Raw genomic sequence first — 15,972 nt, 5'->3', positions numbered from 1 at the left:
CTTTCTGCAATCCCACCTGTTTCCCTTTTTTTGCGCTTTGTCCGATTTAACAGTTCCAGTTGATTTTTGCCGGGTTTCTTTCATGCTCCACTGCCATACTGCGCAAAGCGGCTTCGATACGACCACACTCTGCGGCGGCACAGTGTTCAATTTCATCCCAGCTTGCCGCTGTCCCGAGCTGATCATAGGCGACTGCCAAAGCGCCATAAAAAGCCAAACCGATACAATGCCGGGCGGAATGAATGGTCGATGCCGATTGACCAATGGCCCGGGCCGCCGCTTGCGCCACCGGATTTCCCTCTGCATCACGGGCAGCGCCATGACAGGCGAGAATTTTCTTTTTTGCCTGGGGCAGTTTAATCGTCCCTGACAACCATTCTCGAGCCGCCTTCAAAGCCTGCTGTGGTCGCAGATCATCCGGATAGTCCCGCTCCCATAATGGTAGTAGCCTCTCTTCACAATAAGTAATGGCCCAGTTTGCAAGGGTTTCTTTACTCTGCGTTTCAATTAACCTCATCAGCGATTGAATATAAGGCGCTTTCCAGTCACATAGCATTTTTCTCGTTTTCGGCATGGTTATTCCCCTTCTTGTCAGGCATAGTCAGCATCAACTTTTTATTTTATACGATTGACTATCGCCGCAACAAATTTCTCAACTCCATAATCAATCGTATCGATCAAGAGCGCCTGATCTTCAAAATCTGGTGTGCCTGTCAATATGCATTCAGCGACAGCGTCCTGATTATTTTTATCATGAAATACACTTATTTCATCTGAAAGGCTATCAAGTATTGATTGATGTGTCCTGGCAATATTGCGATTCCGCGCCGAAAGCCATACCTCGAAAGACCCTTTTTCATGTAAATACACAATCGCAATTTTTAAACCTTTTTCTTTTAATGGCTTCGTACTCAAAGAAAAATAGGACATGTCCAGATATCCCTGATAAATGTTGCTGACATCGTAATGTGGGTATTTTTTAATAAAAGCGGCTCTTAATTTACCTATAAATGCCAATATCCCTTTGTATGCAATTTGGATTTCACCTTGCTGCAACTGCTGAGTATACGCCGCTATTTGTTCGTTAATCGTTTTCATCCTTTTACCTCCAACAAATTTGATTTAGCTGTTTTAAATATATCACAAACGAAGCGCCCGCAAGACAAGGGCATGACAATCGAAATCTCCCCATGTCATTTTTTCCACTTCGATCCAATTACATTTGATCGCACCCCGCTTTACTGCCTAGAGAAAATGCTTGTTCTGTTTAAATTCAGCGTTTTTGATGTAAGGATAATCAGGAACTCTTCAATTGCTGCAAAAAAAGCCAGAAATCCCGTTATGATAAGCAGACGATTACCCAAAAAAAGGGTAGACGATCGGGCAGAAAAAGAAAAACAGGCCCGACACTTTATTTAAACTGGTATGAATAATTGCAATCTGCTTAAATTTTATTTATGTCCATTTAAATCTTCCCACAGCAATTTGTTTCATTATACCATATAATAATGGTTTCTGCGGCAACGCCCCTCATTTTTTCGATGCAAGTTACTGAAAAGTTTATCAAAATAACGTGCTACAAAAGAAATTTTTCTTTTTCTGCCAAAAACGCACAAACGGATGACAAGGGGACGTTTATGTCATCAATTGAAATTAATGATTTAAAGTTTCTCTTTCGAACGTTAAATGTGTATCCTTGTAAGATAAAAGCTACCAAAATGATGAATCGTATTTTAATGCAGACAAACGTTTACAGCAGAATAAAAAACGATTACATCAAATCGAATGTAACTCTAATTCTCTTCCAAAATTAAATATTCAAACGTTTAATAATATGATAGTATATTTGCAAAGTCGAAAATATATACTATATTTATGAGGAGAGCACGATGAGTAGTGGGCAGGTATATCTCTTTTCAAATGACCATAGAGCAGCATATGAGATGTTTCCAATGCCTCTTGGTATATTTCAGTATATTAATGGTAAAGTAGTTACTTTGTTGGTATCAGACGGCTTGTGTAATTTTATAGGTGAAGAACGAAGTCAACTTATTGATCATTTTAACAACAATATGTTTGGAAATGTTCATCCTGATGATGCCGAAATGCTGGCTAGACTTGGTTACCGTTTTGCAACCAAACAAGATTCCTATGATATTACATATCGCACCAAGTTATATGGTCAGAATGAATACCGCTATGTCCATGCAGTTGGACAATTTCGACTGATGGAAGATGGTACGAATCTGGCTTTTATTGAATATCTTGATATCACAGATTCAGAACAGATATTAATACAGACGTTACAGGAGTTTGAATCACCAAAAACACGTTTTTTCGATGAAAATATGGGTGCAATGGTGGTGGTCTCCAGAAAAGAAAAACAATTACTCTATTTTAATAAAGCTGTATGTCGCATGCTCCCACCTAAAATCAACTATGACAGTGGAATGACATTTCAACAGTATTTTTATAGCGATTTTCCTAACTCAATGAAAAAAATATTTGATATGGTTGACATAGGGCCAAAAGTGATTGAGGAACCGAATACGCATAGAAATCTGGAGGTAAATGTTATTTCCTCATCTTGGAATGATAAACCTGCCTATACAATATATTTTTATGAATATCAAACGGGGGATTCAGAAATTAACCAGGACAATATGCTTCGACATAAACGGGTGGCTTTTAACAACATCATGTTTACAGGAAGCACCAACAAGCTTCCATTCTATCAAAATGGGTACAGGGGTTTTCGGGTATGGAATTTCACTCAAAATGAAGCGATCCTTGATGAAGGACATGATTTTATTTATGACAGTACAAATGATGGAAAGACCTTTGATAATTACATAAATTGTCTGCATCGAAAATCTATTGTGAAAGAAGATGACTATTTTTTCAATATCTGTCAAAAAGAGCATATGATCTTTAGATATGAAAGCAGATCATACCCAAGAAATAGAACCCTCACACTTCAGACAAAAGAGGGGCGGATCTATATTGCCCTGGAAATTACGATGATGAAATCCCCGGATAGCGGAAAAATATTCATCAAAGTGTGGGAAGAAAACGTCACTGATGAGTTAGTGGCTGATATGATGATGACGCAAATCATCAAAAATGAACATGACTATATTGCCTATATTGATTTGTCGGCTAATAAATGCCGGTTTATTTTCGGCAAAGGCCAGGATCAGAATCGGAAAAATTTCGATGTCAATCTAAAAGCGTATTTTAAATCGTCTCGGGGCTTTCAGCAATTTGCACGTTATTTTGGACAAGAATTTTCCAGCCAGGATGGTATTGTAAATTATATTAATGAGCGCTGTGGAGAAGATGGATCTTTTTTTCATGTTTGTGAACTTCCGAATGGGCAATTAAAAAAAATGTTTGTTCAGACAATTGATCGAAGTAATCTGATCTATTACCTTCAATGCAGTGATGTTACCGATATTTTACGAATCGAAAGAAATCGGGAAAAAGAACTTCAAGAAGCACATTATAAGGTGATGATGGCAAATAGAGATTTGCAGGAAGCGGTTCAGGCAGAGCATGCAAAAGTGGAAAGTATCTTACTGCAAACTATTCTGTCGGTCAATAATGCGTTGGACGCAAGAGATGAATACACTTGCAGACACTCCGAACGGGTATCGGAGTATTCAGCAGAAATGGCACGACGTCTGGGCTGGTCAGAAAAAAAGGTGGAAAATCTTTATAATATAGCCCTCGTTCATGATATTGGCAAAATTGGCATCCCAGATGCATTACTATTGAAGCGAAATGCATTGACCGAGGAGGAATATGAACAGATAAAAAAACATGTCGAAATCGGAAGTATTATTTTAAAAGATTTCACAGCGATTGAAAAGGTTTCAGAAGGAGCTCTTTATCATCACGAGCGCTTTGATGGGACTGGATATGCCTATGGTTTGATTGGAGAAAAAATCCCTATTGAGGCACGAATTATTGGAATAGCCGACGCCGTTGATGCTATGAACAGCACCAGACCATACCGCGAACGACAAACCAGAGATTATATAATTTATGAACTTAAGAATGGTCGGGGAACGCAGTTTGACCCCATGCTTGTTGATGTAATGCTGGAAATGATCAACGATAATATTTTAAACCCAGATTTTGAACCCCAGAATGAATGATACGATTGATGCGAAAAAATATCAAATGGTGTTGAGAATGTGCCGGGCGGCTTGAGCGAAACGGTCGATTCGCAATTTATCGTATGGCTTTACATAAAGATCCCCGGTATGCTTAGGATGCTTAACCGAAGGTATATTAAGAAAGACCATGCGGCGATGAGAAAATTGCTGGAGTCTATTTATGTGGGTGGTTCAAAACCAACGGATCCGGACCGATTGACTTCAATTCTTGAGGATGAGATAAAGGGTAAATATCACTATGGCGAAAATGACATGGACGACTGGCAGTTGAGCTGCATCGGACCGTTCCGATTAAAGTGGACCCTTCTTGACCGGCTTCCGTTGATTAAATGTCCGACACTCTGGCTAAGAGGAGCGGACAGTGTTCTGGTGAAGCAGTTTGAGATTGCCAACGCGGTAAAACGGGTTACCGACAGTGGCACAAAAGCCGAGTTGGAAGTCATTCCGAACGCAGGGCATATCCTGCCGCTTGAACGTCCTGAACAGGTCAATGCGGCGGTAAAAGCGTTTCTCGATAAGACGCACCAATAAACAGATCTCTACGTTGTTATTCAAAAAAGTGCATCCGTTCAAACAGAAAAACACAAAACCGCCATTAGATGACTTCAAAGGAGTATTAAAAATGAATGTGAGAGCCGAATTAGAAAAAGCAGTTGGCGTTGCAGAAAATATCCAGTTAAATGATATAGAGCTTGATCCCCTGAAAATCAAGACAATCATGATAAACGAGGTCGTTCCAGCCGACCCCACTCAAGATTTTTACGGACAGCGTGATGCCGATTACTTGACAACAACGATACCACTTTTTCAAAAGTCTGGATTGCCAGTCAAGGATATCCAGGATATCTTGCACATGGGTGTCTATATTACAAACGCAGTCAAAACACCTAAGTCAGATTACACAATTAAAAAAAACAGTATCCAAAATAGCTTACCCTACCTGGAAAAAGAGCTTTCCTTATTCCCAAATGTCAAAGTAATTATGCTCATGGGCGACGTTGCCAAAAAAGCGTTTAGCATGTTGGCCAAAAAGACAACCAAGAAAAATGTCATTCCGGCGGTTGCCAGTAAGTGCCTCAAAAGATGACGTATAGCAAGTCTGATCCAAACCTGCTATACTGATGTCATCATTATTTGAGGCACTTTTTGTAGTTATGATTGAGTCTACACACCTCAGGCAATTCCTGAGACCATGGCAGGTATTTTTCGAGAACTTCCGGCTGGTGCAGATAGTCACTGTTAGGGATTTCGGTCAAAAGGTAATTTAAATATTCGTAAACATCAAGCTCATTAGCCCGGGCGGATTCCACCAGCGTGTAGAGAACCGCATTGGCCGTGGCACCTTTGGGTGAATCGGCAAAAAGCCAGGCGCGGCGACCTGTCGCAAAAGGCCTGATGCTGGCCTCACAGAGATTATTGGAGATGGGAAGACGTCCGTCTTCCAGGAAGGTTTCCAGATATTTCTTCTGGTTTCTGGAGTAGTTCAGAGCCGCTGTCAACTTTTCATTTGTTGTTGGAATGGCCGCAGTCTCGTTAACCCACGACCAAAAGGCATCAAGGATGGGGCGTGACCGCTCCTGACGCTGTTCTCTGATCTCCTCATAAGAAAGATCCTTTATTTCGTTCTCAACTTTAAAAAGCAGGTCGATGAACGCCCGGCCTTCGGCACCCTTTGAACCCGGAATTTCTTTCCCATTGCTGGTCAGGGGAATGCTGTCGATATAATAACGGCGACAGTGCGACCAGCATAAGTTGCGCCGGATATTTTCCACTTTTTCATAGGCAGAATAGGCATCCGTCGTTAAATAGCCCCGGAACCCGGAAAGCAACTGCCTGGCGATCTCCCTTTTACGACTGGGGGAGTAATGGAATAAAACGGCCTGGATATGCTCGCATGCCCCACTCCGGATTACCCACATATAGGAATCGCTGCTGGCTTTTTTACCATCTTCCCGATTGCACTGGATTCGTGTCTCATCCATATGCAGTACCTCACAGGAAAGCAGTTCGGCGTGAATACGTTCGTAAACCGGGGTCAGCCATTCTTCGCTGCAGCGGTTAGTCCAGTTGGCCATGTTTGACCGGGATAGAATCAGTCCCAACCGGTACCAGTCTTTTTCCTGACGGGCAAAAGGCATCCCCATGGCAAACTTCTGATACATGACCTGGGCCACCAATGATGGTGTGGCAATGGAATGTGAGAGTACCGGCACTGGGATGGCGGCTTTCTGAAAATGATCCTTCGGGTTCTCACTGCCTTCTTTTCCGCACTGGGTGCATTTGGCAATCTGCTGCACAATCTGCTTCACCTTCAGCTTGGCCGGTTCATAGGTCACTTCGGTTCGGACAATTCGCTTGCCGATGATCATCAGATCCTCACCACATTTGGAGCAGACCTCATCGTCCGGAATAATATACTCTTCGATCTCTTTTGGAAGACCGGCCAGCATTTCCTGTCGAACTCCGGGTTGGCGGGCTTTCCGGGTATGACTGGGGACGGTTATTTTTTGCTGTTCACCAAACAGTTCTTTGGCAAGTTCCTGCGCTGTTTCAAACAGGGATAGCTGGCCATCCAGGCTTTTTGTTGTTTCGGTGGAGGGGCCAAACAGCTTTTTTCTGGCCTGCAGAAGTGCCTGCACCATGTTTTCAATCCGGATATTCTGTTTGGCAATGATTTCGTCTTTGGCGGCCAGTTCTTCTTTCTGTTTTTCCACCAGCGCCCGGAGTAGTAGCAGTTCTTCTTGTCCCGTCATCCGTATCCATTCCTTTGCTTTTTATTGGTATTATTATACCATTTTCAGCGTCGGAATGCTACAATTATCGGCAATAAAATAACTTGAAAACGCCTTTATAAAGCCATTTTCTAAATTTATTTGCGCTTTTTTGAAGCGGTTAAAAGCAACTGTTTTCAAGCGTCATCGACACCGGCTGAAGGGCTTTTTTCTGCTCGATTTCAAGCCCCTGAAGCAACCACTGAACCTGCTGGCCGCTTATTTCTCTGACTTCCGATGGGGTTCTGGGCCACTGAAATTTCATGCCATTCAGCAGCTTCTTGCTGGCCAGAATGAAGCCGTTTCCGTCGTAACGTAAAACTTTAAGGGCATTTCTTTTCCGGTTGCAGAAGATAAAGGCACATTTGTCAGCGAATGGATCTAGCTTGAACTCCGTATTAACAACGACGGCCAGGCCATCCATCTGTTTTCTGAAGTCAGTGGCTCCACACGCGATATAAATATGGGTGGTGTCTTTGATAAACCGATCCATCATGACTGCGAAAGCTGCCTGATAAACTGTGTTGCCAGAGAGATATCATAGGGATCCGACAGAACCAGCTCAAAACCCCGCCATCGGATAATCAGTCCCACCTTCGTTGTTCTCTCATCAGAAACCGACGGCATCTCCAGTTTTGCAAACAGTGGCGCTGTAGTGTCTTTCTCCATCGGCTCCATTTTCGCCTTTCGGATCCGCTGCTTCCAATAATAGTAGGTATATTTGTTAAGCTGCTTTGAGGTACACCAGGCGTCGACGGTCATTCCACTGTTTGCCTGTTCTTCAAAACGCGCTTCCCAAAGCTGTCTTTTTGATTCGTCCATTGTATTCTTAACCTCCCGAACGTACTTTAGGTTAGTCTACAATAATTCGAATTGTTTTGCACTACGCCATCTTATGAATCGCTTACCGGTTGCCACCTACAAGTTGCGAAATAGCGAAATCTATTATGGGAATATTCGGGTGATGCCGTCTTATATTATGACAGGCAAAAATATTCTTATTGAGAAGTCAAAATTTGCAATGGCTTCTGAGGATATTGCCACAATGGCCCGCATCATCAATTTTTGAATCAGTTCATATAATTATGGGAGGGTTTCCACATAATATCCGATCATATTATTTCTGCATAAATTGTCGATTGTCTCTGTGATAATGTCCTTGATCGTTTCTCCTGGTTATCTACCACGTTATTGTTTTTAATCTCACTCCATATCATCTTACCCGTTCCCTATGACAAAGGGGATGAGAGAGATGTCAATGGAACGCTGTTATGCAATTACCGAGTCATCCTCATATCATATCTCGAGCAATCCCGGTTTTTTCTCCATAAATACCAGATTCAGATCTTTTGACAGCGGTTTGATTTTGAATTGGACAAAGCCGAGGCGTTTATAAAGTCTTAAATTTCTAAGACTTTGATCACTGGTAAACAGTTCTTGTCGTAGTCCGGAGTTGTCTTTTTCAATTTCTTTCAGCAGTGCTGTACCGATGCCATTTCCCTGATAATCGGGATGTACAATCAATTTGCCGATATAGAGCGTATCATTGTCAACAAAACCTCTGACCGATCCAATCAGTTCATTTTTTTCATTTACGGCTTGATAGAATGTTCCTTTTTCAAACTCCAGCAATACTTCTTCCAGTGTTTGGGTCAATGGCTGAATTTCATAATTATTTAACAGTCTCGCTTCGCTCTGGTATGCTAAATACTGAAGTGATAAAATATTTTCAAGATCTGCTTTTTCTGCTTTTGTGATTTTCATGTTTTTCCTTCCCCGGGCATTGTGAGGATGCTCTAAAATCTAGTCTGCATAATCAAAGTACCTAATCTATTTATGCAAATACTTTTGTATTATTTTTCTATCTTTTGGGCAAACGGACAAGATACCCAAAGGCTCCCAACTGAATGCATGACAAACGAAGCATCCGGGACCTGTGAAAAAGGTCAGTTTTTTGCTGAGTTCATAAAACTTGAGTAAATTATTTTCAAAATGCGAAATGAATTCTAATTCTGACGAGCATTTCAAAAAAACAGGAAGATTTAGCGGTCATGATGGCCGCTATTCTTTTTAAATTTACGGCAATGGCTGCCAGCTTCGCCTGTTTGGACATCGAAACCAGACCGAAGCTTTTTGCTCGGCCAAGTCCATGGAAGCGTTTGAGCTCGGCATTTTTGCCTTCAATGATGGCTCTTTTTTTATACTTCTCTTTAAATTCATCGGTTTTCTGATTTTGGGAAATTTCATAGAATTCCAGGGTGTTGATCCCAATATCCAGAATTTTACGGGCTGACTTTTTTGCACACTGATCATGCTTGGGACAGCTCTTACACGTTTCCAGAATAAAGTAATACGTATAGCCTTCCTGAAAACCGCTGGTGGTATCTTTGCGTTTCCGTTTATAATACTTCCGATCGACGGTCTGATTTCCCTGGCTGCAGAACCATTGATCTGAATCTTTGTTATAGCTGAATTCACTTTCATCGATACGATATGCTGCACTGCTGACCGGGATGTAGGCGGATGCCTCCAGTGCTTCCACCTTTTCGAGAATTGATTTTCTGAAATAGGCTTTGTCTCCGTAAAACTCACTGATTGTCAATCCACTTGTCAGGGTATCACTTAGTAATTCTTCAATCAACGTTCCATCCACATAGGCGCCGTTGGCGGTTCGTACGGCTGTGATGATCCGCTGATCGGTGGTCATAATGAATTCTACCTTGTAACCGAAGAAGTTGGCTGTTTTACTTTTTCGACCAACCCGGGCATCTTCATCGATCAGTGAGCGGATTCCAGTTTGATTGATAAATTTAGGTTCACTCAGAATTTCTTTTGCTTTTTCAATCATCCGGCTTGTTTTGCAGGTGTCCAGAGTTGTACTGCTCTCAGTGATTTCAATCACCGTTTCCAGATAGTCTTTCATCACCTGTTTGGCCTCTTTATGATCGCTGATTTCTTTGTAGTCCGGTACTTCCGGTAGATTTTCCAGTTCTTCTTTTGTTTCGTCCTGATAGCTTTTTATGATCTTTCTGGCCAGATGTTTCATCAACCGTTCCGGTGATTTTTTGATCGTGTTGGCTTCCACATGGGTAGCGTCAATACTGACACTTTCTTTTTTAATGATTCCTTTTTCGACGCATTGTCTGACAATTTCAATAATGATCTCATCCAGCAGCTCTTCGCCCAGTTTCAGTTTTCTAAATTTTGACAGCAAACTTCGTTCCGGCAAGGTATCTTCGGGATTAATGTCCAGAAAATAGAGATAGGTTAAATTGTAGCTGGCTTCCTCAATCACTTTTTCATCGGAAAGATTGTAGATATGTTCCAGAAACAGCAGTTTGCACATCAGTTCCGGTTCTTTAGCCGGTCGTCCAAAGTTTTTGCAATAGCTATTTTCCAGAAGCGCATTGATAAAACTGAAATCAACCGCTTTTTTTATCTGTTTCAGGATATGATTTTCCGGAATTTTATTGTATAATAGGCAATGGAATGATGATTGTTTTGATTCGATTCGAAGCATGATTTTCCCCCTGTTTGGTTGGTTTTGTTAGCACATAAATTATACCATACAGGGTTATTTTTTTGCTTATTTTAAAACAAATCGAACACTTTTCATAACTGATCCTTTTGAGCTGATTAATCCGACTTTTTCACAGGTCCCGAAGCATCCCCGTGTCATATTTATTCAATCTCTGATGATAACGCTGCTAAAATAGTTTCAACCGCTTTTTCATATTTTTTAATCCGTTCCTGGTCTTTCTCGGTTGGCTTTTCAATACGTGTTAAATCCATATTATCAGCGATATCTGCCAGTTTCACCCGACAGGCCGTTTCATTTTCTATTACTCTGCCAATAAATGCATCATAACATTCTCCATCGCGCTTAGTCAGGCAATCCAATACCTCAATGACTTCTTCTGAAAACCTCTGTTTACGTAAATCTTCAAAGGAAAACTCCGAATCCTCTACGACATCATGCAATACTGCACATATTCGTTCAAGATCATTATCTCTTGAAAGCATCACTCGGAGTGGGTGTAATATGTAGGGTGCTCCGGCTTTATCAACTTGCCCAGTATGAGCAATTGCAGCAATTTCGATTGCTTTATTTAACATTTTACCTCCATTCCGCCGCTATTACTTACGGCACACACAACTGGTTATCAAAAAACTTTATGCTATAAATGACGAGGGGCCGTTTCGTTTGTCATATTTACCGCTTCAATACCTGTTCACTATCATCTTACCCAGACCCAGCACCCGACTCAATTGACGGATACTGCTGTCCGTTGCCTGCTGAATCTGTCGGATCAAACTGGTTTCGCTTTTCAACAAACAATTCGCCCAGATTCTGATATTCGCTGTTCTGTCTTGACATATCGATAAGCTGTGCATCACTCAATCTATATTTTTGATTGTTTTCGAGACATTCATCCTGATTTTCTTCCTCCCAAAAACGAACAAAATCTGCCCCCGTTGGAAAATAGTCTTTGATGATCTCAATACCAAAGACTATTTCCCTGATAGCCCTGGATAACTTTATTATAACTACTCCATGGTTATTCTTCCAGTCAGGTAATCATTCCGGCTTTTAAGGGATTATGGTGAATGTACCGAATTGCCCTCTTCTGATTTTTTCAGGTATATCACAGCTTAACGGATATGACAAGCGAAACGTCCGGGACTTGTGAAAAAGTGATTATTTTCGAAAGAATATTTTTCCAAAATGAAAATCGATACATTATGTTGTATGCGCAATGCTGATCGATCACATTTTGTGCCCATGCAAATGGCACTATTCAAAATAACAGGACTTTTTCACAGATCCCGAAACGTCCCCACGTCATCCATTTTCATATCATTTGCAGCACCTATACCCACGGCAACTTTTTATGCATCCCGGATCTGGGGGTATCGACCCCGCTTGCCGCTTTAAACGATACCTTCTGGAATCTGGAACAGCTGACCATCAATAATCCGGATTTATCAGAACCCGATGCCATCAGCATCATCTGTGCTTTAAAAGCTCTTAAATCCCATCTCGCCATCTGATAAAAAGCAGGGAAACCTGCTTTTTTAGATCGTTTAATTTGCTCCATTAATAGCGCGGTTTATTTAATCTGCCGAATCAGGTGTCAATAATGTGCCCTGATAACCGTATTTCCCGCTATTTTGGTTAAAATAAAATGCTGGATGGTGGTGCTTATAATTTGACGGACTACAACAACTCCGTGCGCCTGTGCTTCGATCTATTATTACGCTTGCGAATCGACACGCAATCTGATCGTATTCATCGCCTGATACCTATTCAAAGCCTCAACTTCACTGTAGACATCTAATGTATTGCTGACATCCTCAATGGTAACAGCCAAAGCGTATGGCACATCCAAGTTCTCATCATCCCAGCGGGAGAACAATTCAAGCCAAATTTGCCAATCACCAGCTTCGAATGTCGAGAAGAGTTTTGTGAACTGATGGCATACATCCCACTTTTGTCGTCCTTCTTTAGTATCCTGCGCAACGGGTATCAAACGTCCATCCGCACTGCTTTTCTTCAGTGACGCTCTGATATATGCTCCCAAATACTCTGTACCTTTTGTTCTATTAACTGGTGGCATAGAGATGCAAGTTACTGTAACCTTTGCAACGTTTCTTCCTACTTGAGCTGCAAGGATTTCTGGCATAAATATCGTGACCCTCTCTTTTGTAACTCGATTCAATGTACCGGTTCGTACAAAAGTTACTTTTGAAGGTGATGAATACTTACTTTCATCAACGTTAGATAACCCTCTGCCATACAAGTTGTGGGCAAAAGCTAATTCTTCATCTGTGATACTATCTTCATCCCAAATAGGCTTTGTATTATGGTACAGCAGGGTTTTTGCCAATAAAATGTCTTGACTCGGAACGATTCCCAGAACCTCCGCCAAATCCCCAGCAACAACCGGTGCTGTGAAGCTTGTCCCTGCATCAGGTGTTAGCTTGCCGTTCTTGTCCAACATTAAGGAATATTTATCCTCGGGGACCGAGACCGATCCGGCAATATTGGCAATCGAACCACCATACGCGGTCAAGTCCGGTTTGCTGAAACCATTGAATCCTGGTCCTCTTCGACTATATGATGTAATTTCATTGAATGTCGAAAGACAATTAGGATGATTCTCTCCAGATGTAGCTCCGACAATTACGGATAACATTGAATCAGCGGGTGCTGAAACCCTTGAATCGTCATCATCCAAAATGTCTTCTAAACTTGATTCAGTGCTCCACAACTGATGATTTCCTGCAGAAACAACAAATTGCACGTTATGCTTTAGGTGCAACTCATCTAATTCATAACCCAGAATACTCATTTCGTCGCCTTCAATCTGAGTCGTGGCATTAGCTGATAAATTATATATCTTCGATATATCTTTAAAAGAAGCCACCGCATTTTGGATACGCTTAATGAAAACATTCACGGGAACACTGCCATCCAATATGTTGCAATCGATAATACGTGTTCTAGGTACTACTTTTGTGCCCGGCAACTGATCGCAAATATATTTGAACGCAACACGACTGGCAACCTTTGTGCCGTGCTCGGTGTCTCCACCACGCGAAGCTCCATCAACCCAGTGCTCAACAATCAAAGATTCCAAACTATGCGGGAAGTTTACACCTGAATCCAGAACTGTAACGATGGGTAATGCATCGACTGGTACACTCTCATCTAATTCCAAGTCATTTAAATCAATTGCATTCTTTGATGCAGCATCCGCATTAAAAAAATCGGTTTCTTCAATTCTGTAAATTGCCGAATCATTTTCATAATGAAACAGCGAACTTGAAGGAATTATAGCTCGAATTATAGGGGTATTATCGGATAGATAATACGGCTCTTCTTGAACGCTCCCACTTTGCCCTGAAATCTTATCAACAAGCCGTTGAATCGCTAAGCCATTTATATCATCACCCAAATTAGGTACAAGCATCAACTGAACATCCAGATTTACTGGAACGCTTTCTGAACATGTTGTTTTTTGCAAAGTACTCGAATTCTTTTCGCTACCGATATATGCTTTAAAATCTTCGACATAGTCAAAATAGGTTTTCCCAGTACCTGTAGCAGTATAATCCTCCACACGTTTTTTTAGCAGCTGGAACTGAGATTTAGTAGTAGCAACTACAGCCTTATTCACTGTTTTTACAGCCTTAACTTGCATCCCGGTTGAAGCAAAAAAATCTTTTTTATCTTTAATTTTCTCGCCTTCAGGCAATTCTATTTTAAAGATCATAAGTCCTGAATCTGCTAAGGAGTCATCTGCTGTAACACTTTCTATAGCCTGTTTAACTGCTTGCAAGCTGGCACTAAGTTTTTGACCATGTTCTCCGTATGGGATATTTCTGGGAGTAGTGCGAGCCGTAAGCGTTTTATCTAAACGAACTACTTCCTCATCTGGTATCCACAAGTGTTCTCTCTTATTCTCATTCATCGTTCATTCCCTCCTTCTTAAAACGATAGTCTAGAGTTGATTTCGGTATGCCAGTTATTTCTTCTAATGTTCTTAATGCTATTCCGTTCTTCTTTAACTTATAAAGCGCTTTAATATAATCATCACTGTTTTCACTGACAAACAAAGTGTTTTGTTGTAACCAAATCTCTGCGATTTCATTTTGCGAAATTGAACCAGATATATTCTCTAACACACAGTATTTTGCAAGTGACAATAAAAAGCCTTGAATCTCTGCGCCACTCATTCCTTCAGACAAAATCGTTAGTGTTTTGAAATCAACTGAAAAATCAGGCATTTTATCTGCGAAAAAGCGCTCTATCATTTGTATTCGCTGATCGAGGTTTGGCAATTCTAGAAGTATTGAAGAATTGAACCTTCTCCATATTGCCGGATCTAAAAGGTGATGATGATTAGTTGCAGCTACCAGAAAAACATTAGCCGGCATAGCATCCATATTTTGCAGCAATGTAGTTACAACTCTCTTTAATTCTCCTAATTCATTTGAATCGTCTCTTTTCTTTGCAATAGCATCAAATTCATCAAGAAAAAGCATGATGCGTTTATTTTTTACATAGTCGAAGATTTTCCTAATATTTGTCCCAGTCTGTCCCAAGTATGAAGAAACAAGTCCATCTAACTTTACATACGCGATTGGTATTTCAAGTTCTCCTGCCAATGCATTTGCAGTTAGAGTTTTTCCGCAACCCGGGGGACCGCAGAACAAAAGTCTGTTGGCTGGCACTACACCTTTGTCAACAAGTTGCTGCATAGACTTTTGTTCTGCCACAGTTTGCTTAAGAACTTGAACTGTTTTCTCTGGCAACGCTACATCAGACAGCTTTATTTTAGGTGTTAGAATTTCCAACAATTCCAACGTACTATCTCTGTCTTTAGGAGTTGGAATAGCCGTTTGAGCTGAAAACGACATTTCCGAAAGTGGGCTGTCCGCATAAGACACTGAGCGTTTTTTATCATAAACATAAGCATTTCTCAATGACAAAGCCGTACTTGCATTGCCTTTTTTTTCTTCATCATCTGCCAAATTATTCAACGCATGTTTAAAAGCGTCTTCGCTCCCTGAGCTATGAGCTTCTATTAATTTTACAACTAAATTTGATTTCATATCTACACCTCTTTTGGACACTTTCGTATTTACACTCTCTATTCTAACATTTTACTTATAGTTTGTCAATTTATTATTGGACACGTTTGGACACGCTTGTTTTTCAACGTTTTCACATAACCATAAAAGCATGCTTTGCCGCTGTGAAATCTTCTTATATCACCTATTTCAGCAATAAGTTTTGGTGCCAATACATCACCTACGCCACCCATTGCTCTTACAATGGGATATTCCGGTGTTTATTGTAAAATAAAAATGTAGAAAGTTGCAAAGCAAAAATCCATAGTATTGCAAGTTGGAAAATGCACAATATTGCAAAAATCCATTGCGGGCAAAACTCAAGTCAATTATCCTTGTATCTGACCAAAGAACAAGGAGGAAATGGAGAATGCTCACAATGG

At 40.9% G+C, this 15,972-nt stretch carries 14 protein-coding genes and 1 pseudogene; 4 read left to right on the top strand and 11 right to left on the bottom strand.

What is annotated here, in order from left to right; translation table 11 throughout:
• Positions 1 to 46 precede the first annotated feature (46 nt).
• Complete coding sequence (locus ACWI_RS05320) at positions 47 to 574, bottom strand: putative immunity protein (protein ID WP_070370399.1); 528 nt, start codon at positions 572 to 574, stop codon at positions 47 to 49.
• A 41-nt stretch (positions 575 to 615) separates the two neighbouring features.
• Positions 616 to 1,098 (bottom strand): DUF7000 family protein, encoded by a 483-nt coding sequence (locus tag ACWI_RS05315; RefSeq protein WP_070370398.1) that lies wholly within the window; start codon positions 1,096 to 1,098, stop codon positions 616 to 618.
• A 791-nt stretch (positions 1,099 to 1,889) separates the two neighbouring features.
• On the opposite strand from ACWI_RS05315, the gene ACWI_RS05310 reads away from it, so the two are divergent.
• From ACWI_RS05310 to ACWI_RS05300, 3 genes are read left to right on the top strand one after another with little or no spacing between them, the layout of a single operon-like run.
• Positions 1,890 to 4,160, top strand: coding sequence for an HD-GYP domain-containing protein (locus tag ACWI_RS05310; protein ID WP_070370397.1), 2,271 nt, complete (start codon positions 1,890 to 1,892; stop codon positions 4,158 to 4,160).
• A 51-nt stretch (positions 4,161 to 4,211) separates the two neighbouring features.
• Positions 4,212 to 4,712, top strand: coding sequence for an alpha/beta fold hydrolase (locus ACWI_RS05305; protein ID WP_139142322.1), 501 nt, complete (start codon positions 4,212 to 4,214; stop codon positions 4,710 to 4,712).
• A gap of 13 nt (positions 4,713 to 4,725) precedes the next feature.
• Entirely contained in the window at positions 4,726 to 5,268 is a 543-nt protein-coding gene (locus ACWI_RS05300; RefSeq protein WP_242871579.1) for a uracil-DNA glycosylase family protein, read from the top strand.
• A 43-nt stretch (positions 5,269 to 5,311) separates the two neighbouring features.
• On the opposite strand, the gene tnpC is transcribed toward ACWI_RS05300, so the two are convergent.
• The 6 genes from tnpC to ACWI_RS05270 form a co-directional block, all read right to left on the bottom strand.
• Positions 5,312 to 6,934: an IS66 family transposase gene (gene tnpC / locus ACWI_RS05295; protein WP_070370395.1), complete on the bottom strand. Its 1,623-nt coding sequence runs from the start codon at positions 6,932 to 6,934 to the stop codon at positions 5,312 to 5,314.
• A 139-nt stretch (positions 6,935 to 7,073) separates the two neighbouring features.
• Entirely contained in the window at positions 7,074 to 7,448 is a 375-nt protein-coding gene (gene tnpB / locus ACWI_RS05290) for an IS66 family insertion sequence element accessory protein TnpB (protein WP_084633513.1), read from the bottom strand.
• Complete coding sequence (gene tnpA, locus ACWI_RS05285; RefSeq protein WP_070370394.1) at positions 7,445 to 7,774, bottom strand: IS66 family insertion sequence element accessory protein TnpA; 330 nt, start codon at positions 7,772 to 7,774, stop codon at positions 7,445 to 7,447. The genes tnpB and tnpA overlap by 4 nt, the downstream gene beginning before the upstream one ends.
• A gap of 474 nt (positions 7,775 to 8,248) precedes the next feature.
• On the bottom strand, positions 8,249 to 8,716 hold the full coding sequence (locus ACWI_RS05280) for a GNAT family N-acetyltransferase (RefSeq protein WP_070370393.1): 468 nt from the start codon (positions 8,714 to 8,716) through the stop codon (positions 8,249 to 8,251).
• 223 nt (positions 8,717 to 8,939) lie between these two features.
• Entirely contained in the window at positions 8,940 to 10,472 is a 1,533-nt protein-coding gene (locus tag ACWI_RS05275) for an IS1182 family transposase (RefSeq protein ID WP_070370392.1), read from the bottom strand.
• Between the two features lie 161 nt (positions 10,473 to 10,633).
• Positions 10,634 to 11,068, bottom strand: coding sequence for an HD domain-containing protein (locus tag ACWI_RS05270; RefSeq protein WP_070370391.1), 435 nt, complete (start codon positions 11,066 to 11,068; stop codon positions 10,634 to 10,636).
• Between the two features lie 651 nt (positions 11,069 to 11,719).
• Between ACWI_RS05270 and ACWI_RS19605 the strand changes: the two genes are divergently transcribed.
• The gene (locus tag ACWI_RS19605; RefSeq protein ID WP_479714947.1) at positions 11,720 to 12,004 is read left to right on the top strand and encodes a DUF6618 family protein; all 285 of its coding nucleotides are present in this window, start codon (positions 11,720 to 11,722) and stop codon (positions 12,002 to 12,004) included.
• Positions 12,005 to 12,207: 203 nt separating this feature from the next.
• On the opposite strand, the gene ACWI_RS05260 is transcribed toward ACWI_RS19605, so the two are convergent.
• From ACWI_RS05260 to ACWI_RS18420, 3 genes and pseudogenes are all read right to left on the bottom strand, one after another.
• Complete coding sequence (locus tag ACWI_RS05260) at positions 12,208 to 14,427, bottom strand: S8 family peptidase (RefSeq protein ID WP_070370389.1); 2,220 nt, start codon at positions 14,425 to 14,427, stop codon at positions 12,208 to 12,210.
• Positions 14,420 to 15,571: an ATP-binding protein gene (locus ACWI_RS05255; protein ID WP_070370388.1), complete on the bottom strand. Its 1,152-nt coding sequence runs from the start codon at positions 15,569 to 15,571 to the stop codon at positions 14,420 to 14,422. Before ACWI_RS05255 ends, ACWI_RS05260 begins: the two co-directional genes overlap by 8 nt.
• A 131-nt stretch (positions 15,572 to 15,702) precedes the next feature.
• Positions 15,703 to 15,807: pseudogene (locus ACWI_RS18420) on the bottom strand (transposase); the annotation flags it as partial.
• Positions 15,808 to 15,972: the final 165 nt, after the last annotated feature.

The sequence above is a fragment of the Acetobacterium wieringae genome, from assembly GCF_001766835.1.
In the GTDB taxonomy this organism is placed as follows: domain Bacteria; phylum Bacillota; class Clostridia; order Eubacteriales; family Eubacteriaceae; genus Acetobacterium; species Acetobacterium wieringae.
The sequence above is the reverse complement of the archived record's forward strand: the minus strand, read 5'-3'. Positions and strand labels throughout refer to the sequence as shown.